This window comes from Pseudomonas sp. KH_040 (genome assembly GCF_057839305.1).
In genome coordinates this window covers 434,235-457,884 of the sequence record NZ_CM174487.1, presented here as the reverse complement: position 1 = coordinate 457,884, position 23,650 = coordinate 434,235, and the positions used below count along the sequence as shown (strand labels likewise).

General features: G+C 60.1%; 22 protein-coding genes. 11 read left to right on the top strand and 11 right to left on the bottom strand.

Annotation, left to right across the window (positions count from 1 at the left end; genetic code table 11):
* Positions 1 to 5 precede the first annotated feature (5 nt).
* Genes AC3IUF_RS02060 through AC3IUF_RS02045 form a run of 4 tightly spaced genes read right to left on the bottom strand, consistent with a single transcriptional unit; the run spans position 6 to position 2,780 of the window.
* Positions 6 to 533 carry a pilus assembly protein PilP gene (locus AC3IUF_RS02060; RefSeq protein WP_007909420.1) on the bottom strand — a complete coding sequence of 176 codons (528 nt, stop codon included), beginning with the start codon at positions 531 to 533 and terminating at the stop codon, positions 6 to 8.
* Positions 530 to 1,153 carry a type 4a pilus biogenesis protein PilO gene (pilO, locus tag AC3IUF_RS02055; RefSeq protein ID WP_007909415.1) on the bottom strand — a complete coding sequence of 208 codons (624 nt, stop codon included), beginning with the start codon at positions 1,151 to 1,153 and terminating at the stop codon, positions 530 to 532. Before pilO ends, AC3IUF_RS02060 begins: the two co-directional genes overlap by 4 nt.
* Positions 1,150 to 1,716: a PilN domain-containing protein gene (locus tag AC3IUF_RS02050; RefSeq protein WP_489280220.1), complete on the bottom strand. Its 567-nt coding sequence runs from the start codon at positions 1,714 to 1,716 to the stop codon at positions 1,150 to 1,152. The genes pilO and AC3IUF_RS02050 overlap by 4 nt, the downstream gene beginning before the upstream one ends.
* Positions 1,716 to 2,780 (bottom strand): pilus assembly protein PilM, encoded by a 1,065-nt coding sequence (locus AC3IUF_RS02045; protein WP_095113433.1) that lies wholly within the window; start codon positions 2,778 to 2,780, stop codon positions 1,716 to 1,718. The genes AC3IUF_RS02050 and AC3IUF_RS02045 overlap by 1 nt, the downstream gene beginning before the upstream one ends.
* Positions 2,781 to 2,999: 219 nt before the next feature.
* On the opposite strand from AC3IUF_RS02045, the gene AC3IUF_RS02040 reads away from it, so the two are divergent.
* On the top strand, positions 3,000 to 5,444 hold the full coding sequence (locus tag AC3IUF_RS02040; RefSeq protein ID WP_371857969.1) for a penicillin-binding protein 1A: 2,445 nt from the start codon (positions 3,000 to 3,002) through the stop codon (positions 5,442 to 5,444).
* 321 nt (positions 5,445 to 5,765) lie between these two features.
* Here the strand turns inward: AC3IUF_RS02040 and AC3IUF_RS02035 are convergent, their stop codons facing one another.
* The 3 genes from AC3IUF_RS02035 to rpmE all read right to left on the bottom strand — a co-directional run bounded on the left by AC3IUF_RS02035 (position 5,766) and on the right by rpmE (position 8,260).
* Complete coding sequence (locus tag AC3IUF_RS02035; protein WP_007909407.1) at positions 5,766 to 7,034, bottom strand: malic enzyme-like NAD(P)-binding protein; 1,269 nt, start codon at positions 7,032 to 7,034, stop codon at positions 5,766 to 5,768.
* A gap of 183 nt (positions 7,035 to 7,217) precedes the next feature.
* Complete coding sequence (locus AC3IUF_RS02030; RefSeq protein ID WP_489280218.1) at positions 7,218 to 8,018, bottom strand: thermonuclease family protein; 801 nt, start codon at positions 8,016 to 8,018, stop codon at positions 7,218 to 7,220.
* 14 nt (positions 8,019 to 8,032) lie between these two features.
* The gene (gene rpmE, locus AC3IUF_RS02025; RefSeq protein ID WP_007909403.1) at positions 8,033 to 8,260 is read right to left on the bottom strand and encodes a 50S ribosomal protein L31; all 228 of its coding nucleotides are present in this window, start codon (positions 8,258 to 8,260) and stop codon (positions 8,033 to 8,035) included.
* A 288-nt stretch (positions 8,261 to 8,548) separates the two neighbouring features.
* On the opposite strand from rpmE, the gene AC3IUF_RS02020 reads away from it, so the two are divergent.
* The gene (locus tag AC3IUF_RS02020; RefSeq protein WP_095113431.1) at positions 8,549 to 10,768 is read left to right on the top strand and encodes a primosomal protein N'; all 2,220 of its coding nucleotides are present in this window, start codon (positions 8,549 to 8,551) and stop codon (positions 10,766 to 10,768) included.
* A 92-nt stretch (positions 10,769 to 10,860) separates the two neighbouring features.
* On the opposite strand, the gene AC3IUF_RS02015 is transcribed toward AC3IUF_RS02020, so the two are convergent.
* Entirely contained in the window at positions 10,861 to 10,983 is a 123-nt protein-coding gene (locus tag AC3IUF_RS02015; RefSeq protein WP_256579857.1) for a hypothetical protein, read from the bottom strand.
* Here AC3IUF_RS02015 and argS point away from each other — a divergent pair.
* The 9 genes from argS to AC3IUF_RS01970 all read left to right on the top strand — a co-directional run bounded on the left by argS (position 10,982) and on the right by AC3IUF_RS01970 (position 21,446).
* Positions 10,982 to 12,718 carry an arginine--tRNA ligase gene (argS, locus tag AC3IUF_RS02010; protein ID WP_095113430.1) on the top strand — a complete coding sequence of 579 codons (1,737 nt, stop codon included), beginning with the start codon at positions 10,982 to 10,984 and terminating at the stop codon, positions 12,716 to 12,718. The genes AC3IUF_RS02015 and argS overlap by 2 nt on opposite strands.
* A 1-nt stretch (position 12,719) precedes the next feature.
* Positions 12,720 to 13,436, top strand: coding sequence for an SPOR domain-containing protein (locus AC3IUF_RS02005; RefSeq protein ID WP_007909385.1), 717 nt, complete (start codon positions 12,720 to 12,722; stop codon positions 13,434 to 13,436).
* A gap of 232 nt (positions 13,437 to 13,668) precedes the next feature.
* On the top strand, positions 13,669 to 14,199 hold the full coding sequence (hslV, locus tag AC3IUF_RS02000) for an ATP-dependent protease subunit HslV (RefSeq protein WP_003186641.1): 531 nt from the start codon (positions 13,669 to 13,671) through the stop codon (positions 14,197 to 14,199).
* A 54-nt stretch (positions 14,200 to 14,253) separates the two neighbouring features.
* Entirely contained in the window at positions 14,254 to 15,591 is a 1,338-nt protein-coding gene (hslU, locus tag AC3IUF_RS01995; protein WP_007909384.1) for an ATP-dependent protease ATPase subunit HslU, read from the top strand.
* A 126-nt stretch (positions 15,592 to 15,717) separates the two neighbouring features.
* Positions 15,718 to 16,095: a gamma-butyrobetaine hydroxylase family protein gene (locus tag AC3IUF_RS01990; RefSeq protein ID WP_007909382.1), complete on the top strand. Its 378-nt coding sequence runs from the start codon at positions 15,718 to 15,720 to the stop codon at positions 16,093 to 16,095.
* Positions 16,096 to 16,353: 258 nt separating this feature from the next.
* The gene (phaC, locus tag AC3IUF_RS01985) at positions 16,354 to 18,033 is read left to right on the top strand and encodes a class II poly(R)-hydroxyalkanoic acid synthase (RefSeq protein WP_447783259.1); all 1,680 of its coding nucleotides are present in this window, start codon (positions 16,354 to 16,356) and stop codon (positions 18,031 to 18,033) included.
* 85 nt (positions 18,034 to 18,118) lie between these two features.
* On the top strand, positions 18,119 to 18,973 hold the full coding sequence (gene phaZ, locus AC3IUF_RS01980) for a poly(3-hydroxyalkanoate) depolymerase (RefSeq protein WP_007909378.1): 855 nt from the start codon (positions 18,119 to 18,121) through the stop codon (positions 18,971 to 18,973).
* Positions 18,974 to 19,112: 139 nt separating this feature from the next.
* A complete protein-coding gene (gene phaC, locus AC3IUF_RS01975) occupies positions 19,113 to 20,795 on the top strand; it encodes a class II poly(R)-hydroxyalkanoic acid synthase (RefSeq protein ID WP_123375585.1) in 1,683 nt (560 codons plus the stop codon).
* 30 nt (positions 20,796 to 20,825) lie between these two features.
* Positions 20,826 to 21,446 carry a TetR/AcrR family transcriptional regulator gene (locus AC3IUF_RS01970; protein WP_007909369.1) on the top strand — a complete coding sequence of 207 codons (621 nt, stop codon included), beginning with the start codon at positions 20,826 to 20,828 and terminating at the stop codon, positions 21,444 to 21,446.
* Between the two features lie 283 nt (positions 21,447 to 21,729).
* Here the strand turns inward: AC3IUF_RS01970 and AC3IUF_RS01965 are convergent, their stop codons facing one another.
* The 3 genes from AC3IUF_RS01965 to AC3IUF_RS01955 form a co-directional block, all read right to left on the bottom strand.
* Positions 21,730 to 22,614: a phasin family protein gene (locus AC3IUF_RS01965; RefSeq protein WP_489280215.1), complete on the bottom strand. Its 885-nt coding sequence runs from the start codon at positions 22,612 to 22,614 to the stop codon at positions 21,730 to 21,732.
* 10 nt (positions 22,615 to 22,624) lie between these two features.
* Entirely contained in the window at positions 22,625 to 23,047 is a 423-nt protein-coding gene (locus AC3IUF_RS01960; protein WP_095113427.1) for a phasin family protein, read from the bottom strand.
* A gap of 205 nt (positions 23,048 to 23,252) precedes the next feature.
* On the bottom strand, positions 23,253 to 23,528 hold the full coding sequence (locus tag AC3IUF_RS01955; protein ID WP_007909364.1) for a polyhydroxyalkanoic acid system family protein: 276 nt from the start codon (positions 23,526 to 23,528) through the stop codon (positions 23,253 to 23,255).
* Between the last annotated feature and the right edge of the window lie 122 nt (positions 23,529 to 23,650).

Below are 23,650 nucleotides of genomic sequence, written 5' to 3'. Positions count from 1 at the left end.
TTCCACTATGAGTGCTCTTTCAAAGGAATGGTGCGCGGACGCTCCAGCCAGGCGCCTTCGCCGTCGGGCACGATCTCGACCACATCGACCTGGGTGGCGCTGATGGCGACGATGCGACCGTCGTTGCGCCCCAGGTAATCGCCGACTTTCAGCCGGTGCACCGCGCCCGCTCCGCGCAACAATGCGAAGGAGCCGGAAGCATTGGCAATCGTGCCGACCATCTCGAACTGCTCGATGTTGAAACCTTCGAGGTATTGCTTGACCCGGTTGGGGTCGGGTTTGACGTTGCGTGAGCCATGTTTCTGCCCGGCCAGATCGACCCGCACCTGGCGCGAGAACGGACTGCGCAGGTTGGCCGCGCTGTAAGTGAATGTGGGGTAAGACCGGAATGTCGGGGTTGGTTCAATCTTGCCTGCCGGGCGCAGGCGCACTTCGTTCAGGTAGGCATCGAGATCGCTGAAGTCATCGCTGCCACCACAACCGTTCAGCGCGAGCAGCGCCATCGACAACGCGATGTAACGAATCGGGCTCATTTCTGCAGCCCCTTGTCGTTATAGCGATAGGTCTTGGCAAGGATGCTCATGCGCAGCTTCGGCCCGCCCTCTTTATCGGCAGGAGCGAGTTCGAAATCATGCAAGGTGACAATGCGCGGCAGCCCGGCCACGCCACTGACGAAAGTGGCCAGGTCGTGATAGGCGCCGGTGACGGTGATCTGGATCGGTAGCTCGATGTAAAACTGCTGAGTGACCTCCGGCAGCAGTTTGATCTCTTCGAACTCCAGGCCACTGCCCAGGCCAGTACGGGTGATGTCTTCGAGCAGGCCCGGCACTTCGGTGTCACTGGGCAATTGCCGCAGCAGCACGCCGAAGGTATTTTCCATTTCCTTCATTTGCTGGGTGTACAGCTCGAGATTGGCTGACAGGCGCGCCTTGCTGGCGAACTGTTCCTTGAGCGCGACTTCTTCTTCGCGCTTGGCCTCCAGCTGGTTTTCCAGATCGCTGATGAAAAAGTTATAGCCAAGCGCCAACACCAGCACCATCAACAGCGCTCCGGCCATGGCTTTCACGGCGGCCGGCCAGGAACCGATGTTGCTGGTGTCGAGATCGTTGAAATCAATGTCGCGCAGACTTTCCAGCCATTCGGACGGCTTCATTGCTCGTCCTCCACGGTGCGGGGTTGGGTCTGCCGTACCGTCAGTTCAAAGGTGTTGGCCTGATCCACCTGGCCTGCAGTCGTTGCCTTCACCTCATTGAGGCTCGGTGCGTCGAACCAGTCGGAGGCCTCCAGATTGCGCATCAGGTCTGAGACCCGATTGTTCGATTCGGCAGCACCACTGATCGACAGGGTTTTGCCGACCATCTTCACATCGGTGAAATACACGCCGTCCGGCAGCGTACGCGCCAGCTGATCGAAGATTCGCCCGCTGATCTGCCGGTTGCCCTGCAAATCCTGAATGATGCGCATGCGTTCGACCAATTGCTGACGGCGCGCCTTGAGTTCGCTGATCTGCTTGATTCGTTCGTCGACCACGGCGATCTGCTTGCCGATGTAGTCGTTGCGCGCCACTTGCCGCTCAATGGCCGCGCTGATCACCTGATCGACAATCAGCACCGCTCCGACCGAGCCGACCACCACTCCGATCAAGGCCAGCAGAAAGCGTTTGCGCCGTTCTTCGCGACGCTCTTCGCGCCACGGCAGGAGGTTGATCCGCGCCATCAGTCGAAACTCCTGAGCGCGAGCCCGCAGGCGATCATCAGCGCCGGCGCATCGCTGGCCAATGCTCCAGCGTTAACCTTGCTGCTCAAGGCCATGCTGGCAAAGGGATTGGCTACTTGCGTCGGCGTATTCAGGCGCTGCTCGATCAAACGGTCCAGCCCTGGCACCGACGCCGTGCCGCCGGCCAACAGAATGTGATCGACCGCGTTGTATTGGCCGGAGGCGAAGAAGAATTGCAGCGAGCGCGACACTTGCTGCACCAGCGCCTCGCGAAACGGCTGCAAGACCTCGCTGATGTAATCATCGGGCAGACCACCCTGCTTTTTCGCCAGCCCGGCCTGCTCGAGGGTCAGGCCATAGCGGCGCTGGATTTCCTCGGTCAGTTGCCGGCCACCGAACAATTGCTCGCGGGTATAGATGATCTTGCCGTTGTGCAGGACGCTGAGGGTGGTCATGGTCGCGCCGATGTCGACCACCGCGACGGTCAGACGCTCCTGCGAGGCCGCCAGTTGCGTCGCAAGCAGGCCGAATGAACGCTCCAGCGCATAGGCCTCGACATCGACCACCCGCGCCGTCAGGCCAGCGAGGGCAAGCGCCGCTTCACGGACTTCGACGTTTTCCTTGCGACAGGCGGCGAGCAACACGTTGACCCGCTCGGGATTGCGCGGCGATACACCCTGGACTTCGAAATCGATGGCGACTTCGTCCAGCGGGTAGGGAATATATTGGTCGGCTTCGATCTTGAGCTGGTTTTCCAGCTCGTCGTCGGACAGCCCGGCGTCCATTTCGATGACTTTGGTGATCACCGCAGAACCGGCCACCGCGACCGCCACGCTCTTGAGCCCGGTGCGCGCCTTGACCAGCACACGGCTCAGGGCCTGACCGACGCCTTCAAGTTCGGCGATGTTTTTTTCGACCACGGCGTTGACCGGCAACGGCTCTACCGCATACGCCTCGACCCGGTAGCGATCACCCTGACGGCTCAGTTCCAGCAGCTTCACTGACGTGGAACTGATGTCGATCCCCAGTAACGTATTGGCCTTTTTATTGAAGAGTCCCAGCACTACCAATTCCCTATGACTTTCCGTGAGTTACGGACTCTGTAATACGCATTGCGTTCCTTCACCCCGTCTTGACAGAAGCGCAAATGACGCCCCCAGCAGAAAAGTGCTTATAATGCCCAGCGTTTTTTTCCGCTTTTTACTGCAAGCGCGGATGGTTCTGTGTGTAGCCGGAGCCCCGTCGCCAAATTCATTCTTTGCCCTGGATGTCCAAAAGCCTTGATTCGTCTGCTGAAATTTTTCGGTTGGTCCATCGTCGCCGTTTTCTGCGGACTGCTTTTAGGTCTCAGCGGCGCGTTTCTTTACCTTAGTCCGGGTTTGCCGTCTGTGGAGGCTCTGCGAAGCATTCAGTTGCAGATTCCGTTGCGGGTCTACAGCAGCGACAACAAGTTGATCGCAGAATTTGGCGAAATGCGCCGTACACCGATCCGTTTCGCCGACATTCCCCCCAATTTCATTAATGCGTTACTAAGTGCTGAAGACGACAATTTCGCCAACCACTATGGCGTCGATCCGAGCAGCCTGATGCGCGCCGCGACCCAACTGGTCAAGAGCGGACACATTCAGTCCGGTGGCAGCACCATCACCATGCAGGTGGCGAAGAACTTCTTCCTGACCAGCGAACGCAGTTTCTCGCGCAAAACCACCGAAATCCTTCTGGCCCTGCAGATCGAGCGGCAGCTGACCAAGGATGAAATCCTTGAGCTGTACGTGAACAAGATCTATCTGGGCAACCGCGCTTATGGCATCGAAGCGGCGGCGCAGGTGTATTACGGCAAGTCGATCCGTGATGTCAGCCTGGCGCAGATGGCGATGATCGCCGGCCTGCCGAAAGCGCCTTCGCGCTTCAACCCGCTGGCCAACCCGGCACGCAGCAAAGAACGCCGCGACTGGATCCTCGGGCGCATGTACAAGCTCGGCAAGATCAGCGAAGCGGACTACACCGCCGCGATCAACGAGCCGCTGAACGCCAGCTATCACGTGCCAACCCCGGAAGTGAACGCGCCGTACATCGCCGAGATGGCCCGCGCCGAAATGGTCGGCCGCTATGGCAGCGACGCTTACACCGAAGGTTTCCGCGTCACCACCACGGTGCCGAGCAACCTCCAGGAAATGGCTAACACCGCGCTGCACGAAGGCCTGATGACCTACGACCAGCGTCACGGCTACCGTGGCCCCGAGTCGCGCCTGCCGGGCAAGACCCGTGAGGCATGGGCCAGCGAACTGACCAAACAACGCACGATCAGCAGCCTCGAACCGGCCATCGTCACCCAGGTCGACAAGAACGGCCTGCAAGTGCTGACGCGCACCGGCGAAGAGCACGTCGCCTGGGACACCATGAAATGGGCACGACCGTTCCTCAACACCAACAGCATGGGCGCCAATCCGCGTCAGCCGTCGGATGTGGCGCAGGTCGGCGATCTGGTTCGCGTGCAGCGCCAGAAAGACAATTCGCTGAAATTCAGCCAGATCCCGCAGGCACAAGGTGCACTGGTGTCGCTGGACCCGCAGAACGGTGCGATTCGCTCGCTGGTCGGCGGTTTCGCCTTCGAGCAGAGCAACTACAACCGCGCCATGCAGGCCAAGCGTCAGCCGGGCTCGAGCTTCAAGCCGTTCGTCTACAGCGCTGCGCTGGACAGCGGCTATACCGCTGCCACGCTGGTCAACGACGCGCCGATCGTGTTCGTCGACGAGTACCTGGACAAGGTCTGGCGTCCGAAGAACGACACCAACACCTTCCTCGGCCCGATCCGTTTGCGTGAAGCGCTGTACAAGTCGCGCAACCTCGTGTCGATCCGCCTGCTGCAAGCCATGGGCGTGGGCAAAACCATCGACTACATCACCCGTTTCGGCTTCAACAAGCAGGATCTGCCGCCAAACCTGTCGCTGGCGCTGGGCACTGCAACGCTGACGCCGATGGAGATTGCCACCGGTTGGAGTACGTTCGCCAACGGCGGCTACAAGATCACTCCGTACATCATCGACAAGATTGAAAGCCGCAATGGCGACACGCTGTTCGTCGCCAACCCGCCGACCGTGCCTCAGGGTGGTTCGGCGACGGACGGTATCGCAGCGCCGCACACCGATTCGTTTACGGTCAACGCCACACCGGTTGCGGGCGAAGTGCCGGGCAGCGCGGCCGTGCCGCAAGCACCGGCAGTGGCTGAGCGGATTGTCGATGGTCGCACCACGTACATCCTCAACAGCATGTTGCAGGACGTGATCAAGCTCGGCACCGGCCGTCGCGCACTGGCCATGGGCCGCAGCGATATCGCCGGTAAAACCGGCACCACCAACGAATCGAAAGACGCGTGGTTCTCCGGGTACAACGCCGACTACGTGACCACGGTGTGGACCGGCTTCGATCAGCCGGAAAGCCTCGGACGCCGTGAGTTCGGCGGTACTGTGGCGCTGCCGATCTGGATGAACTACATGTCGGCTGCGCTCAAGGACAAACCGCCGCATGTGCAGCCTGAGCCGGAAGGTTTGCTGAGCTTGCGTGTGGACCCGGTCAGTGGCCGTGCGGCGACGCCGAGCACACCCGGCGCGTACTTCGAGCTGTTCAAGTCTGAAGACACGCCACCGTCGGTGAATGAACTGGGCAATGGCGCCGTACCGGGCAGCCCGCTGCCAGCAGATGAGCAGGCGCCGATCGACTTGTTCTGATCCAACGGTATTGAAAAGCCCCGCCTTCGTGAGAAGTGCGGGGCTTTTTTATGGCTGAAGATCAAGAGCCCCTCACCCTAGCCCTCTCCCGGAGGGAGAGGGGACTGATTGGGGGATGCTGGTGAGGGATGCCGACCTGAACGTGCTGTGCTGAATCCATAGGCGCTAATGCACTTTCAGGTCGGTGTATCTCGCGAATCTTCCACGGTCAGTCCCCTCTCCCTCAGGGAGAGGGTTAGGGTGAGGGGGCTCTTGATCTTCAGGCAATAAAAAACCCCGACTCTCACGAGCCGGGGCTTCTGTTTGAAGTGCTACAACGAATTAACCGTTGAACACGTCATCCACGCTTTTCAGCGGGTAGTTCTTCGGATACGGCAGGGTCGCTACACCGGTCTCGATCGCAGCTTTGGCCACAGCGTCGGAGATCAGGGTGATCAGGCGCTTGTCCATTGGCTTCGGAATGATGTACTCACGGCCGAATTCCAGCGGAGCACCGCCGTAGGCATCGCACACGTCCTGTGGAACCGGCAGCTTGGCCAGCTCACGCAGGGCGTTGGCCGCAGCCACTTTCATTTCTTCGTTGATGCGCTTGGCGCGAACGTCCAGGGCACCACGGAAGATGAACGGGAAGCCCAGTACGTTGTTGACCTGGTTCGGGTAGTCCGAACGGCCGGTGGCCATGATCACGTCGCTACGGGTGGCGTGCGCCAGCTCCGGGGAGATTTCCGGATCCGGGTTCGAGCAGGCGAACACGATCGGATTGGCCGCCATCGACAGCAGGCCTTCAGCGCTCAGCAGGTTCGGGCCGGACAGACCGACGAACACGTCAGCGCCTGCCAGTGCGTCAGCCAGAGTGCGCTTGTCGGTGGCGTGAGCGAACACGGCTTTGTACTGGTTCAGGTCGTCACGGCCGGAGTGGATCACGCCGGTACGGTCAACCATGAAGATGTTTTCGATGCGTGCGCCCATGCTCACCAGCAGTTTCATGCAGGAGATGGCGGCAGCACCGGCGCCCAGGCAGACGATTTTCGCGTCCGGCAGGGTTTTGCCAGCGATTTCCAGAGCGTTGATCATGCCCGCAGCGGTCACGATCGCGGTGCCGTGCTGGTCATCGTGGAATACCGGAATGTCGCACTGCTCGATCAGAGCACGTTCGATCTCAAAGCACTCTGGCGCCTTGATGTCTTCCAGGTTGATGCCACCGAAGGTGATGGAGATGCGTTTTACGGTGTCGATGAAGGCTTGCGGGCTTTCGGAGTCGACTTCGATGTCGAAAACGTCGATGCCGGCGAAGCGCTTGAACAGTACGCCTTTACCTTCCATCACTGGCTTGGAAGCCAATGGGCCGAGGTTGCCCAGGCCGAGAATCGCGGTGCCATCGGAAATGACTGCAACCAGGTTGCCCTTGCCGGTGTATTTGTAGGCCAGTTCAGGATCGCGAGCGATCTCACGCACTGGTTCAGCTACGCCGGGGCTGTAGGCCAGCGACAAGTCGCGAGCGGTAGCAGTGGCCTTGGTGAGCTCGACACTCAGCTTCCCTGGACGAGGATTGGCATGATATTCGAGAGCGGCAGTTTTCAGATCAGACATTTTGGCATTCCGCTTTTTACTGTTGGACAGACTGGTCAGCGAGGATACGCGCCTCGCAAAGTCCCCACAAGACTGAGCGGTCACCCCTGTCAAGCGCCCTGCCCTACGACTTTGGGCCAAGAGCCACGGCGCACAAGGGCTTGACTGTTCACAATCGACAGAAAAAATGTCTACAATTTTTCTTCAGTGCGGCGTTTGCAACATTGAAGGATCCGTCAGCGGAAGCAACCAACGTGACTGACCGGATTGCAGCTCAGCGCGCCGCGAACGATCGACGATCCAGCCGCGAGCCTCAATTTGCTTGCCTTTGAGCGCCAGCAAACGGGCATTGTCGAATTGTCCGACCAGATTGGGTGCAACGCGCAACACAAGCGCGTCCTGCAACTCGATCCAAATTCCACCGCGATTGCGCTGAACCTTGCTCACACGCCCACTGATCACGGCGAAACCCGAGCGTTGAATCTGCGCCGCTTTCAGTACAGGTGACTGCCGCCAGAGGCCCAGCCCGGCCTTTCGCGCACTGCGTTCGGCGGCTTGCTGACAGGCAACAAGATCGACATTCGGCGCAACGGCGACCTGATAACCGAGGCCATCGGCGAGCATTTGCGCTTCGAGATTGGCGCCGCTGGCACTGTAAATATGCGCGAGCGTACGCCCATAGTGGTCTTTGGCTTGCGTGCCGGGGAGCAAGCCGACACGTCCGCCGCTGGCATCGACCAGCGCTTGCAGGCGCTTGCGTGCCGCCACCGCGAAAGGTTCATCGCTGCGGCCCTGCTTGCCCAGCTCAGGCGTGTTGAGGCCGATCATCCGCACGCTGCGGCCGTCGCTCAAACGCAAGGTGTCGCCATCGACCACGCGCTGCACCGTAACGCTGGTCAATCCAGTCGGCGCCGGGCAATAGGCTTGCGCGCCGGACAGCCAAATCGCGGACACAAAAAAGGCGCCCGCGAGGGACGCCTTTTTCAGCAACGAGGAAAAGCCCACCGGGCCCTTCAACCTTACTCTGCAGCAGCAGGTTTCTTGCCGAAAGCACCGAAACGGTCTGCGAACTTCTGAACGCGACCACCGGTGTCCAGAGTCTTCTGCTTACCGGTGTAGAACGGGTGGCATTCGTTGCACACGTCGATTGGCAGAGCTTTGCCGAAAGTCGAACGGGTTTCGAACTTGTTGCCACAGCTGCAGGTAACAGCGATGACTGGGTAATTCGGGTGAATATCAGCTTTCATGGTGTCTTCCTCAGCTAGCGTGCCGCCACCCAACACTATTGTTGAATACCGCACGTAATTAGGCCGCGGATTCTACCAGACCTTTTCAAACACGCAAGCTGTCACCGAGACCGACCGTCTGCTAGGCTCCCGGCCCATTGCACTACCGCTGTGGGAGCGAGCCTGCTCGCGAAGACGATCTATCTGCCAGCATCTTCGTCGCCTGACACACTGCTTTCGCGAGCAGGCTCGCTCCCACAGGTTATGTAAGCAGTCCTTTTAATCGCCTGTTGATCGAGATCCCCCCGCGTGCCCGATGCCATTCTGCGCCTCGCCCTGCCTTCGCCCTTGCGCCGCCTGTTCGATTACCGGGCGCCGGCCGGCGTGCTGCGCGAGCAATTGCAGCCGGGCATGCGCTTGCGGGTGCCGTTCGGTCGGCGCGAGATGATCGGGATTCTGGTCGAGGTCACCGACACCAGCGAAGTGCCGGTGGAGAAACTCAAACCGGCGCTGGCCCTGCTCGATGCCACCGCGCCGCTGCCACCGGCGCTGTTCAAGCTGTGCCTGTGGACATCACAGTATTATCAGCACAGCCTCGGCGACACCCTGAGCTGGGCACTGCCGGTACTGCTGCGCCAGGGTGAGCTGGCCGAGGCCCGGCAGGAGCGTTTCTGGTCGATCGTGCCCGGCGCCAGCCTTGATGATCCGCGCATCGCCCGCGCACCGCGCCAGCGTGAAGCACTGGCGACGCTGGCCCAGCACCCCCACGGCGTCGCCCATCAGTTGCTGAGCAAACTGATGCTGAGCAAGGACAGCCTTGATCTGCTGCTGGCGAAAAACCTGGTGCAAGTGGAAATTCGCCGCCATGCACCCGGCGTGCGCCATGAGCATTGGCTGGCGCAACCGGAATTGCCGCTGAACACCGAGCAGCGCGCCGCGTATGAAGCAATTCGCGCCGGTTTCGACAGTTATCACGCCTTTCTGCTCGCTGGGGTCACCGGCAGCGGCAAGACCGAAGTCTATTTGCAACTGATCCGTGAAACCCTCGAAGCCGGCAAACAGGCGCTGGTGCTGATCCCGGAGATCAACCTCGGCCCGCAGACCCTGGCGCGCTTCGAGCAGCGTTTCAATGCGCGCATCGCCCTGCTGCACTCGGCAGTCAATGACCGCGAGCGCCTCGAAGCCTGGCTCGCAGCGCGCGATGGCGAGGCCGACATTATTATCGGCACGCGTTCGGCGCTGTTCACGCCGATGAAAAACCCCGGGCTGATCATCATCGACGAAGAGCACGACGGCTCTTATAAACAGCAGGAAGGTTTGCGTTACCACGCCCGCGATCTGGCGCTGGTGCGCGCACGGCAGGAAAACATCCCGATCGTGCTCGGTTCAGCCACGCCATCGCTGGAAAGTCTGCACAACGCCTACACCGGCCGTTACGGCCTCCTACGCCTGAATGAACGTGCAGGCGGTGCCAAGCAGCCGCGTTTCCTCCGTCTGGATGTAAAAAGCCGTCCACTGGACAGCGGTATTTCCGGGCCGATGCAGCAAGCCATCGGCCAGACGCTCGCCAACGGCCAACAAGTACTGGTGTTCCTCAACCGTCGCGGTTTCGCGCCGACGCTGCTCTGCCACGACTGCGGCTGGATGTCCGAGTGTTCGCGCTGCGATGCGCGGATGACCGTGCACCAACGCTACGGCGAACTGCGCTGCCACCACTGTGGCTACGTCGAACGCACCCCGCGCCAGTGCCCGAAGTGCAACAAGGTCGATCTGCGCCCGGTCGGCGCCGGCACCGAGCGTGCCGAGGAACGTCTGGCGATTCTGTTTCCCGATTACCCGGTACTGCGCGTCGACCGTGACAGCACGTCGCGCAAGGACGCGATGAATCAACTGTTCGCAACCATTCAGAAGGGTCAGCCGTGCATTCTGGTCGGCACGCAGATGTTGGCCAAGGGGCACCATTTTCCACGGGTGACGCTGGTGTCGATTCTGGATGCTGACGGCGGCCTGTTCTCCGGCGACTTCCGCGCCAGCGAACGGATGGCGCAGTTGATCGTGCAAGTCGCCGGCCGTGCCGGGCGAGCCGAAGAGCCGGGCAAGGTGATCATCCAGACCCACCTCGCCGACCATCCTTTATTAGTACAACTTACCGAACAGGGTTATTTCGCCTTCGCCGAACAGGCTCTGAGCGAGCGTCGCGCCGCCGGCCTGCCGCCGTTTGCGCATCTGGCGTTGTTGCGCGCCGAAGCGCACAAGCCGGGGCAGGCGGAGGGCTTTCTCGATGAGGCGTGCAGCGAGGCCGAGCGTTTGCTGGCTGAGCAAAATTTGACCGGCATCGAACTGCTCGGGCCGGTGCCGGCGCCGATGGAACGCCGCGCCGGACGTTATCGCGCGCAGTTGTTGTTGCAGGCGACAGCGCGGGCACCGTTGCATCGGTTGCTGGCCAGTTGGCTGCTGGTGCTGGAGCAGATGCCGAGCGGGCGCGCGGTGCGCTGGTCGCTGGATGTCGACCCCGTCGATTTGTATTGAAGATCAAAAGATCGCAGCCTGCGCAGCTCCTACAGGAAAATGCGTATCGCCGTGTAGGAGCTGCCGCAGGCTGCGATCTTTTGATCTGAATGTCACCACATATCCATAAGCTGCCTGCTAAGGTTGGCAAGCCCGTCTTCGCAACGGATAATGCCCAGTTTTTCCACCCGCGCATCGATGCGCCCGCCGCGCTTGCGGTCGAAAGAGAAGACCATGAAAGACACCATTCGCCAGCTGATCCAACAAGCCCTCACCCAACTCGTCAACGAAGGTGTGTTGCCTGAAGGCCTGTCGCCGGCGATCCAGGTGGAGAACGCCCGCGACAAGACCCACGGCGACTTCGCCAGCAACATCGCCATGATGCTGGCCAAGCCTGCGGGCATGAAGCCGCGCGATCTGGCGGAAAAAATCATCGCCGCACTGCCGGCTGACGAGAACGTCACCAAGGCCGAAATCGCCGGCCCGGGCTTCATCAATTTCTTCCAGAACACTCAGGCGCTGGCCTCGCGTCTCGACGCTGCCTTGGCTGATGCCCATGTTGGCGTGCGCAAGGCTGGCCCGGCGCAGCGCACTGTAGTCGACCTGTCGGCACCGAACCTGGCCAAAGAGATGCACGTCGGCCATTTGCGTTCGACCATCATTGGCGACGGCGTGGCCCGCGTACTCGAATTCCTCGGCGACGAAGTGATCCGTCAGAACCACGTTGGTGACTGGGGCACCCAGTTCGGCATGCTGATGGCGTATCTGCAGGAAAACCCGATCACTAGCGACGAGCTGTCTGACCTGGAAAACTTCTACCGCGCGGCCAAGCAGCGTTTCGACGAATCCGCAGAATTCGCCGACCGCGCCCGTGGTCTGGTGGTCAAGTTGCAGGCCGGCGACGCCGAGTGCCTGGCCCTGTGGACCAAGTTCAAGGACATCTCGCTGTCGCACTGCCAGAAGATCTACGAACTGCTCAACGTCAAACTGACCATGGCCGACGTGATGGGCGAAAGCGCCTACAACGACGACCTGATCAACGTGGTCAACGACCTGAAAGCGGCCGGCATGCTGGTCGAGAGCAACGGCGCCCAGTGTGTGTTCCTCGACGAGTTCAAGAATGCCGACGGCGACCCGCTGCCAGTGATCATCGTCAAGGCTGATGGCGGCTACCTGTACGCCACCACTGACCTGGCAGCCGTGCGCTACCGCAGCGGCAAGCTGAAAGCCGATCGCGCGCTGTACTTCGTCGACCAGCGTCAGGCCCTGCACTTCCAGCAAGTGTTCGCCGTGGCGCGCAAGGCCGGTTTCGTCACCCATCCGATGGAAATGGAACACATGGGCTTCGGCACCATGAATGGCGCCGATGGCCGTCCGTTCAAGACCCGTGACGGCGGCACCGTGAAGCTGATCGACCTGCTGACCGAAGCACAGGAACGTGCCTACAGCCTGGTGAAAGAGAAGAACCCGGAGCTGGCCGAAGACGAACTGCGCAACATCGCCAAAGTCGTCGGCATCGGCGCGGTGAAGTACGCCGACCTGTCGAAGCACCGCACCAGCGACTACAGCTTCAACTTCGACCTGATGCTCAACTTCGAAGGCAACACCGCGCCGTATCTGCTCTATGCCTACACCCGCGTCGCGGGCGTGTTCCGCAAACTGGGCAAGGACTTCAGCGAAGTCGATGGCCAGATCGTGCTGGAAGCCGCACATGAGCAAGAGCTGGCGGCGAAACTGGCGCAGTTCGGCGAAGTGCTGAACAACGTGTCCGAGAAAGGCACGCCGCACATTCTCTGCACTTATCTGTACGACGTTGCCGGTCTGTTCTCCAGCTTCTACGAGAACTGCCCGATCCTCGCTGCCGAAACCCCGGCCCAGATGCAGAGCCGTCTGCGCCTGGCCGCGCTGACCGGTCGCACCCTCAAGCAAGGCCTGGAGCTGTTGGGTCTGGAAACTCTGGAGCGTATGTAAGTTGGCTGCCAAGAAAAAACCTGCACCCAAGCGTGGCGCCAGCCGTTACCAAGCTCCTGCGAAGCAACCGATTCCGGGCTGGCTGTGGATGGCCATCGGCCTCACGGTCGGCGCGTTCATCGTGTTCCTGATGAAGCTCGAGCCGGGCAAGGGTAGCGACACGGTCAAGCGTGAGAAGGTCGAACAGGCGCAACAGCAGAAAGCGTCGAAGATCGCCGAGGCCAACAAGACTCCGCCGAGTCCGACTCAGCCAGTGAAGCCGAAGTACGACTTCTACACCCTGTTGCCGGAATCGGAAGTGATCGTGCCGCCGGACGCGGTGCCGGAGAAGACTCTACCGACGCCACAAGTGCCGGCCATCCCGACCACGCCAGTGACCCCGGCGGAAGCGGCGAAGATCGACACCGCGCGCGCTCAGGCAGCGTTGGCCGGGATTACCCCGCCGCCCGCGCCACCAGTGAGCAAAGCGGCGCCGGTGACCAAGTTCTTCCTGCAGGCCGGTTCGTTCCGCAAGGAAACCGATGCCGACAAGGTTCGCGCGCAGATCATTCTGCTCGGTCAGGCGGTGGCGGTTGAGTCCGGCACGGTGAAAGATGAAACCTGGTATCGCGTATTGGTCGGCCCGTTCAGCAACCGTGAACAGCTGACCACCGCACAGAAACAACTGGCCGGCGCCGGCTTCAGCAACCTGTTGTTACAACAACGCCAAAGCCGCTGACCCTCGGCCGATCATTCCCACGCTCTGCGTGGGAATGCCTCAAGGGACGCTCCGCGTCCCAGCGGTGAAGGGACGCAGAGCGTCCCGGGCTGCTTTCCCACGCAGAGCGTGGGAACGATCAAATACAAGACACCGCTCGTCCCCTCTCCTACGCTACGGTTGAAATCCTCTCCAGCACCCCCATATGAATGGGCATAAGGCACTTTCGCCCCGCTGTGTGGAGACTCTTCCCTTGACCACCATCGTTTCAGTCCGCCGTCACGGCAAAGTCGTCATGGGCGGCGACGGCCAGGTTTCTCTCGGCAATACCGTGATGAAAGGCAACGCGAAAAAAGTCCGTCGCCTGTACCACGGCCAGGTCATCGCCGGTTTTGCCGGTGCCACCGCTGACGCCTTTACCCTCTTCGAACGTTTCGAAGGCCAGCTCGAGAAACATCAGGGCCACCTGGTACGCGCCGCTGTCGAACTCGCCAAAGAATGGCGCACCGACCGCTCCCTGAGCCGCCTCGAAGCCATGCTCGCGGTGGCCAACAAAGACGCTTCGCTGATCATCACCGGCAACGGTGACGTGGTTGAACCCGAAGATGGCCTGATCGCCATGGGTTCCGGCGGCGCCTACGCGCAAGCCGCCGCCAGCGCGCTGCTGAAAAAGACCGACCTGTCGGCCCGTGAAATCGTCGAAACCGCCCTCGGCATCGCCGGCGACATCTGTGTATTCACCAACCACACTCAGACCATTGAGGAGCAGGATCTCGCTGAATAAGCCTGACGCGGCCCTGTGCCACGGCTTGTTTCTGCTTGAGGACCGTCAATTATTATGTCCATGACTCCCCGCGAAATCGTCCACGAACTCAACCGCCACATCATCGGCCAGGACGATGCCAAGCGCGCCGTCGCGATTGCCCTGCGCAACCGCTGGCGCCGCATGCAGCTGCCTGAAGAGCTGCGTGTTGAAGTGACCCCGAAGAACATCCTGATGATCGGCCCGACCGGCGTCGGTAAAACCGAGATCGCCCGTCGTCTGGCGAAACTGGCCAACGCGCCGTTCATCAAGGTCGAAGCGACCAAGTTCACCGAAGTCGGCTACGTTGGCCGTGACGTCGAATCGATCATCCGTGATCTGGCCGACGCCGCGATCAAGATGCTCCGCGAGCAGGAAATGACCCGCGTGCGCCATCGCGCCGAAGACGCTGCCGAGGATCGTATCCTCGACGCACTGCTGCCGCCGGCACGCATGGGCTTCAGCAATGAAGAAACCCCAAGCAGCGATTCCAACACCCGTCAGCTGTTCCGCAAGCGTCTGCGCGAAGGTCAGTTGGATGACAAGGAAATCGAAATCGAAGTCGCCGAAGTGGCAGGCATCGAGATCGCCACGCCGCCAGGCATGGAAGAGATGACCAACCAGTTGCAGTCCTTGTTTGCCAACATGGGCAAGGGCAAAAAGAAAGCGCGCAAGCTCAAGGTCAAAGAAGCGCTGAAGCTGGTGCGCGACGAAGAAGCCGGGCGTCTGGTCAATGAAGAAGAGCTGAAAGCCAAAGCGCTGGAAGCGGTTGAACAGCACGGCATCGTGTTCATCGACGAGATCGACAAAGTCGCCAAGCGTGGCAACGTTGGCGGCGCCGATGTGTCCCGTGAAGGCGTGCAGCGCGACCTGCTGCCGCTGATCGAAGGCTGCACCGTCAACACCAAACTGGGCATGGTCAAAACCGACCACATCCTGTTCATCGCCTCTGGTGCTTTCCACTTGAGCAAGCCGAGCGATCTGGTGCCTGAGCTGCAAGGTCGTCTGCCGATCCGCGTCGAACTCAAGGCCCTGAGCCCGTCGGACTTCGAACGTATCCTCAGCGAACCGCATGCCTCGCTCACCGAGCAATATTGCGCACTGCTGAAAACCGAAGGCCTGAACATTCAGTTCGAGCCCGAAGGCATCAAGCGTCTGGCGGAGATCGCCTGGCAGGTCAACGAGAAGACCGAGAACATCGGTGCCCGTCGTCTGCACACACTGCTTGAGCGTCTGCTTGAAGAGGTGTCGTTCAGCGCCGGCGATCTGGCCAGCACCCACGATGAGAAGCCGATTCTGATCGACGCCGAATACGTCAACAGCCACCTCGGCGAATTGGCGCAGAACGAAGACCTGTCCCGTTATATCCTGTAGGTCACCGTCCCTGTAGGAGCTGCCGCAGGCTGCGATCTTTTGATCTTTGATTTTTAAAAGACAAGATCAAAAGATCGCAGCCTGCGGCAGCTCCTACAGGGTGTTCCTCTAGTCGGATGACCTGCAATGACTACTATCCCCACCGACATCAAACTGCACAAAGCCTCGAAAACCCTGACGCTCACCTACGCGTCCGGCGAGGAATACACCCTGCCCGCCGAATTCCTGCGCGTGCATTCCCCCTCCGCCGAGGTCCAGGGCCACGGCAAACCGATCCTGCAATTCGGCAAGCTCAACGTCGGCCTGAGCAAACTGGAACCGGCCGGTCACTACGCACTGAAACTGACCTTCGACGACGGTCACGACAGCGGCTTGTTCACCTGGGATTATCTCTACGAGCTGGGGCGACGTTATGACGCACTCTGGGCCGATTATCTGGCCGAGCTCAAAGCGGCGGGCAAGACCCGCGATCCGAACGAGTCAGTCGTCAAGCTGATGCTCTAGCTCGTGCCTTGCGCTCATTAGAGGGCATTTTCTAAATTCATCTGTTTGAATGCTCTGCTGTGTGGCCGAGGATCGGCCCGCTTGCGAAAAAAATTAAACTCGGGTAACCAATGGAGCTGGCAAGTTCTCTGCAGTGCTCTACGACTGTAAAGCAGCTATGCAGAATTAACGGTCACCCGAGCAGTAGTACCTGGCATTGGCTGTGGAACTGCACAGCAGAAAACCGGGTACTCGTCTCAGGACAATGGAGCGTCGTAGATGAGTAACAAGAATAACGATGACCTGAAGTACCAAGCCTCGGAAAACACCCTGGGGCTTAATCCCGTCGTTGGGCTACGCGGAAAGGATCTGCTGGCCTCTGCTCGTATGGTGCTGAAACAGGCCATCAGACAACCGATCCATAGCGTCAGGCACGTTACCCATTTCGGCCTCGAACTGAAGAACGTGCTGTTTGGTAAATCCGAACTGCAACCGGCTGGCGATGACCGTCGCTTCGCCGATCCTGCGTGGAGCCAGAACCCGCTCTACAAACGTTATCTGCAAACTTACCTGGCGTGGCGCAAGGAACTCCATGCCTGGATCGATGACAGCAGCCTGTCACCCAAAGACATCGCCCGCGGCCACTTCGTCATCAACCTGATGACCGAAGCCATGGCCCCGACCAACTCGGCGGCCAACCCCGCAGCGGTCAAACGCTTCTTCGAAACCGGTGGCAAGAGCCTGCTCGATGGCCTCTCGCATCTGGCCAAGGATCTGGTCCACAACGGCGGCATGCCGAGCCAGGTCAACATGGGCGCGTTCGAGGTCGGCAAGAGCCTCGGCGTCACCGAAGGCGCGGTGGTGTTTCGCAACGACGTGCTGGAGCTGATCCAGTACAAGCCGATCACCGAGCAGGTCCACGAGCGTCCACTGCTGGTGGTGCCGCCACAGATCAACAAGTTCTACGTATTCGATTTGAGCCCGGACAAGAGTCTGGCGCGCTTCTGCCTGCGCAATAACGTGCAGACGTTTATCGTCAGCTGGCGCAACCCGACCAAGGCACAGCGCGAGTGGGGCCTCTCGACGTATATCGATGCGCTGAAAGAAGCGGTCGACGTGGTCACCGCGATCACCGGCAGCAAAGACGTAAACATGCTCGGCGCCTGCTCCGGCGGCATCACCTGCACCGCCCTGCTCGGCCACTACGCGGCGATCGGCGAGAAGAAGGTCAATGCCCTCACGCTGCTGGTCAGCGTGCTCGACACGACACTGGACAGCGACGTCGCCCTGTTCGTCGACGAGCAGACCCTGGAGACCGCCAAGCGCCACTCGTACCAGGCCGGCGTGCTCGAAGGCAAAGACATGGCCAAGGTCTTCGCGTGGATGCGTCCCAACGACCTGATCTGGAACTACTGGGTCAACAACTACCTGCTCGGCAACGAGCCGCCGGTGTTCGACATCCTGTTCTGGAACAACGACACCACACGGTTGCCCGCCGCATTCCATGGCGACCTGATCGAGATGTTCAAAAACAATCCACTGATTCGCCCGAATGCACTGGAAGTGTGCGGCACGCCGATCGACCTCAAGCAGGTCACCGCTGACATCTTCTCGCTGGCCGGCACCAACGACCACATCACACCGTGGAAGTCCTGCTACAAGTCGGCGCAGTTGTTTGGTGGCAAGGTCGAGTTCGTGTTGTCGAGCAGCGGGCATATCCAGAGCATTCTGAACCCGCCAGGCAACCCGAAATCGCGTTACATGACTGGCGAAGAAATGGCGGCCAATGCCGATGAGTGGCAAGAGAACTCGACCAAGCACACCGATTCCTGGTGGCTGTACTGGCAGGCGTGGCAGGCCGAGCGCTCGGGCAACCTGAAAAAGGCCCCGCTGAAACTGGGCAACAAGGCGTATCCGGCGGGTGAAGCATCGCCGGGCACTTACGTTCACGAGCGGTAACTGACACCACCACACCCCGTGTAGGAGCAGCCTTCGGCAGCTCCTACACGGGGTGTGGTGAATTTAAATCCACAGGGCCTGACGCATGCCGCAACCGTTCATATTCCGTACCGTCGATCTGGATGGCCAGACCCTCCGCACGGCGGTACGCCCCGGCAAGCCTCACTTGACGCCCTTGCTGATTTTCAACGGCATCGGCGCCAACCTGGAGCTGGTTTTTCCGTTTGTCGCGGCGCTGGACCCGGATCTGGAAGTGATCGCCTTCGACGTGCCCGGTGTCGGCGGTTCCTCGACGCCGAACCGACCGTATCGCTTTCCCGGGCTGGCCAAGCTGACGGCGCGGATGCTCGATTACCTCGACTACGGTCAGGTCAACGTCATCGGCGTGTCGTGGGGCGGTGCGCTCGCGCAGCAGTTCGCCTACGACTACCCCGAGCGTTGCAAGAAACTGGTGCTGGCGGCGACCGCGGCCGGTGCGGTGATGGTGCCGGGCAAACCGAAAGTGCTGTGGATGATGGCCAGTCCGCGGCGCTACATTCAGCCTTCCCATGTGATCCGCATCGCCCCGCTGATCTACGGCGGCTCGTTCCGTCGTGACCCGACGCTGGCGGCCAGCCACGCCGCGAAAGTGCGTTCGGCGGGCAAGCTCGGTTATTACTGGCAACTGTTCGCAGGCCTCGGCTGGACCAGCATTCACTGGCTGCACAAGATCCACCAGCCGACGCTGGTGCTGGCCGGCGATGACGATCCGCTGATCCCGCTGATCAACATGCGCATGCTCGCCTGGCGCATTCCCAACGCCCAACTGCACATCATCGACGACGGTCATCTGTTCCTGATTACCCGTGCTGAAGCGGTGGCGCCAATCATCATGAAATTCCTCCAGGAGGAACGTCAGCGCGCGGTGATGCACCCGCATCCGACACCGCTGGGCGGTTAACCCCGGCGGCAGGCTTTATGCAGGCCTTTGGCAAAGAGTGCGCGGCAGGACGCCGCGCAGGCAGCAACCCGCAACAGCGTCTATGGTGTTCTGGTTCGGTGAGTTTGTTTTTGGCCTGAAGACGAAGGAGTGTTGAGTCATGCGCGACAAACCAGCGACGGGCGGAGTGCCCAGCCCCGCCGTGTTCATCAACGCACAAAGTGCGATCACCGGCCTGCGTGGCCGGGACCTGATCTCGACCTTGCGCAGCGTCGCCGCCCATGGCCTGCGCAATCCGATTCACAGTGCGAAGCACGCGTTGAAACTAGGCGGTCAATTGGGCCGCGTGCTGCTCGGCGAAACCCTGCACCCGACCAATCCGAACGACAGCCGCTTCGCCGATCCGGCGTGGAGCCTCAACCCGTTTTACCGGCGCAGCCTGCAGGCCTATCTGGCCTGGCAAAAACAGGTCAAAAGCTGGATCGATGAAAGCAACATGAGCCCGGACGATCGCGCTCGTGCACACTTCGCCTTCACCCTGCTCAACGACGCCGTGGCGCCGTCGAACACCTTGCTCAATCCGCTGGCGGTCAAGGAGCTGTTCAACTCCGGCGGGCACAGTCTGGTGCGCGGCCTCAGTCACCTGTTCGATGACTTGCTGCACAACGACGGCCTGCCACGTCAGGTGACCAAACAAGCCTTTGAGGTCGGCAAGACCGTCGCCACCACCACCGGCTCGGTGGTGTTTCGCAACGAAATGCTGGAGCTGATCCAGTACAAACCGATGAGCGAAAAGCAGTACGCCAAGCCGCTGCTGGTAGTGCCGCCGCAAATCAACAAGTACTACATTTTCGACCTGAGCCCACACAACAGCTTCGTCCAGTACGCACTGAAGAATGGCCTGCAAACGTTCATGATCAGTTGGCGCAATCCGGATGTACGTCATCGCGAATGGGGCCTGTCGACCTACGTCGAAGCGGTGGAAGAAGCGATGAACATCTGTCGGGCGATCACCGGCGCCCGCGAGGTCAACCTGATGGGCGCCTGCGCCGGCGGGCTGACCATCGCCGCCCTGCAAGGCCATTTGCAGGCCAAGCGGCAACTGCGACGGGTCTCCAGCGCGACCTATCTGGTCAGTTTGCTCGACAGTGAAATCGAAACCTCAGCCACGCTGTTTGCCGATGAACAAACCCTCGAAGCCGCCAAGCGCCGCTCCTACCAGAAAGGCGTACTCGACGGTCGCGACATGGCCAAGGTCTTCGCCTGGATGCGCCCCAACGATTTGATCTGGAGCTACTTCGTCAACAACTACCTGTTGGGCAAAGAACCGCCGGCCTTCGACATCCTCTACTGGAACAACGACAACACGCGCTTGCCCGCCGCATTTCACGGTGACCTGCTGGACTTCTTCAAGCACAACCCGTTGACCCATCCGGGCGGTCTCGAGGTGTGCGGCACACCGATCGATTTGCAGAAAGTCACCGTCGACAGCTTCAGCGTAGCTGGCATGAACGACCACATCACCCCGTGGGACGCGGTGTATCGCTCGACCCTGTTGCTCGGCGGCGAGCGACGTTTCGTGCTGTCCAACAGCGGTCATGTGCAGAGCATCCTCAACCCGCCGAGCAACCCGAAAGCCGCCTATGTCGAGAACGCCAAGATGAGCAGCGACCCGCGCGCCTGGTACTACGACGGCAAGCACGTCGACGGCAGTTGGTGGCCGCAGTGGCTGGAATGGATTCAACAGCGCTCCGGGGCGCAGCACGAAACCTCGTTCACCCTTGGCAACCCGAACTATCCACCGATGGAGGCAGCGCCCGGTACTTACGTGCGTGTGCGCTGACGCTTAACCGAACTTTTCTAAGAAGACTGGATGAAAACCCGCGACCGGATTCTCGAATGTGCTTTGCAACTGTTCAACGAAAAGGGCGAGCCGAATGTCTCCACCATGGAGGTGGCCAATGAAATGGGGATCAGCCCGGGCAACCTCTACTACCACTTCCACGGCAAGGAACCGCTGATTCTCGGGTTGTTCGAACGCTTCCAGAATGAACTGGCGCCACTGCTCGATCCACCGGCGGATGTGGAGCTGGCGCCGGAGGATTACTGGCTGTTTTTGCATTTGATTGTCGAGCGGCTGGCGCAATATCGGTTTTTGTTTCAGGACCTGTCGAACTTGGCCGGACGCTTGCCGAAGCTGGCCAAGGGCATTCGTCATCTGCTCAATGCGTTGAAGCGCACGCTGGCGTCGTTGTTGGCGCGATTGAAGGCGGCGGGGCAACTGGTCAGTGATACGCAGGCGTTGGGGCAACTGGTGGAGCAGATCACCATGACGTTGCTGTTCTCGCTGGATTATCAGCGGATTCTGGATCGTGAGGGGGAAGTGAGGCTGGTGGTTTATCAGATCATGATGCTGGTGGCGCCGCATTTGCTGCCGCCGGTTAAGGTCGCCACGGAGCGGATGGCTCTTCAGTATCTTGAAGACCATGACTAAATCAAAAGCCCCTCACCCTAGCCCTCCCGAAACGTCGGACCGCCCGTAGGGAGAGGGGACTGACCTTATCGTCTTACGCTATACGGCGACCTGAAAAATCGAGTCGATTATGGATTCAATACGACACTTTCAGGTCAGTGTAAGACTGAAGCATCCGCGTATCGGTCCCCTCTCCCTATGGGCGGTCCGACGTTTCGGGAGGGCTAGGGTGAGGGGCTGTTGGAATTCAGATACAAAAACGCCCGACCTTCACAGGCCGGGCGTTTTGTTTTGCCCTGAAGAATCAGGACTGACTGGTTGGCGTCGACGGCGTCGATGCAGCAGTCGGGGTGGCCGCCGGAGTCGGTGCTGCGGCGGAGTTCGACGCACTTACCGGAGCTGCCGGAGTGGCCGGTTTGGCTGTAGCAGGTGCGGCCGGTTTCGGCGCGGCGGCTTTCGCTGCGGCCGGTTTTTTCACGGCAGGCTTCTTCGCCGCAGCGGGTTTGGCCGCAGGCTTGGCAGCCGGTTTGGCGGCAGCGGTTTTCGCGGCTGGCTTGGCGGCTGGTTTCGCTGCCGTTTTGGCCGCAGGTTTTGCTGCCGGTTTGGCGGCGGCTTTGGCAGCAACCGGTTTGGCTGCAGCTTTAGCAGCTGGCTTGGCCGCTGCGGTTTTTGCTGCAGGCTTGGCCGCTGCTTTTGCCAGTGGCTTGGCAGCGGATTTTGCCGCTGGTTTGGCCGCCGCAGTTTTCGCTGCCGGTTTTGCCGCCACAGGTTGAGCCTTCAGACCGGTGAGTTTTTCGATCTGTTTGGTCAGTGTGTCGACCTTGCTGTTAAGTGCCTTGACCTCATTGCGGCTCGGTACACCCAGGCGCGAAATCGCGCTGTTCAGGCGCTTGTCGAAAGCCCCTTCCAGCTCGTCCCACTTGCCCAGTGCGCGATCTTTCACGCCGCTGATGCGCGACTTGGCCGAAGAAGCAGAGTCCTTGGCGGCATCGACTTTTTTGCCGACTGCGGACTTGGTGAGCTTCTCGGCTTTCTCGCCGTCTTTGACCAATGTATCGAAGAGCTTGCTGCCGTCAGTGTCGATCTTCGAGTACACGCCTAAACCAGCCAGCCAGATTTTGCGGGAGTAGTCTTCGACTTTCCCGATCCACGAGCTGCCTTCTTTATCGGTGTTCTTTTTACCAGCCATCCCGTTCTCCTTAAGATTTACGCGCGACGCGTTCGAGCAATGCCGTCAGCTCATCGAGCTTAGCAGAGAGTGTCTCAACGTCATGTTTAGACGGAATGCCGATACGATTCAAGGCGCTTGCTACACGGGAGTCGAACGCCTTCTCGACCTTGTCGAGCTGAACTTCGACACGACCTTTGAAAGAACTCACTTCGCTCTTGGCTTCATCGATCTCGGCGTTGGCCGCTTCGAGTTTTTCGGTGACGGCTTTTTTGCCTTTCTTTTCAACAGTTTGACCAGCCTTGATCAACTCTTGAAAGTAGTCGCTGCCCTCTTGGCCGACCTTGGCGTAGGCACCCAGGCCTGCCAGCCAGATCTTGCGGGCATAGGATTTGACGTCGCTCAGAGCAGAAGTCGAAACGTCGATTTTTTTCTTCAAAATAACTTTGGCCATGGTGCACCTCACGCGCAGAAGGTTTGAGGAACTGCCCGGGAAAGTGTCGGGCTCAGGCACAAAGTAGGCAGAAAAATTAGAAACGGCACCCTAACAACTGACATGAATCGGTGGTGCCTGAATGAAAAGATCGCAGCCTTCGGCAGCTCCTACAGGGGAATGTGTACGTCTGTAGGAGCTGCCGAAGGCTGCGATCTTTTGATGTTCAAACCAAAGCTTTGTCGAGGGCTTTTTCGATTTCGGCTTTGATCATGCCGCTCATGGCCGACATCATCAGGCCCAGCTCAACGTCGACCTTGATCGAATCGTCCGCCACATGCACCGCGCCTTTCACGCCCGAGCGCTTGAGGTTCAGGGTGTCGCCGGACCATTGCGGCTCCAGGCCATATTGCTCGGAGAGTTTTTGCGCCAGCTTGTCGGCCTTCTCGCGGGCGGCTTCCTTACCCAGATTGTGGGCACGCTCAACAGTGATTTTGGCCATTGATTGACTCCTGTTTTTTGAATGGGGCGAAAAAGATGTGTCGGTAAATCTTGACCGCCGCTGCGGCAAATCGTCCCGAGGGTTGCCCATCTTACCTTTAGCCATTCCAAGACAAAGCATGG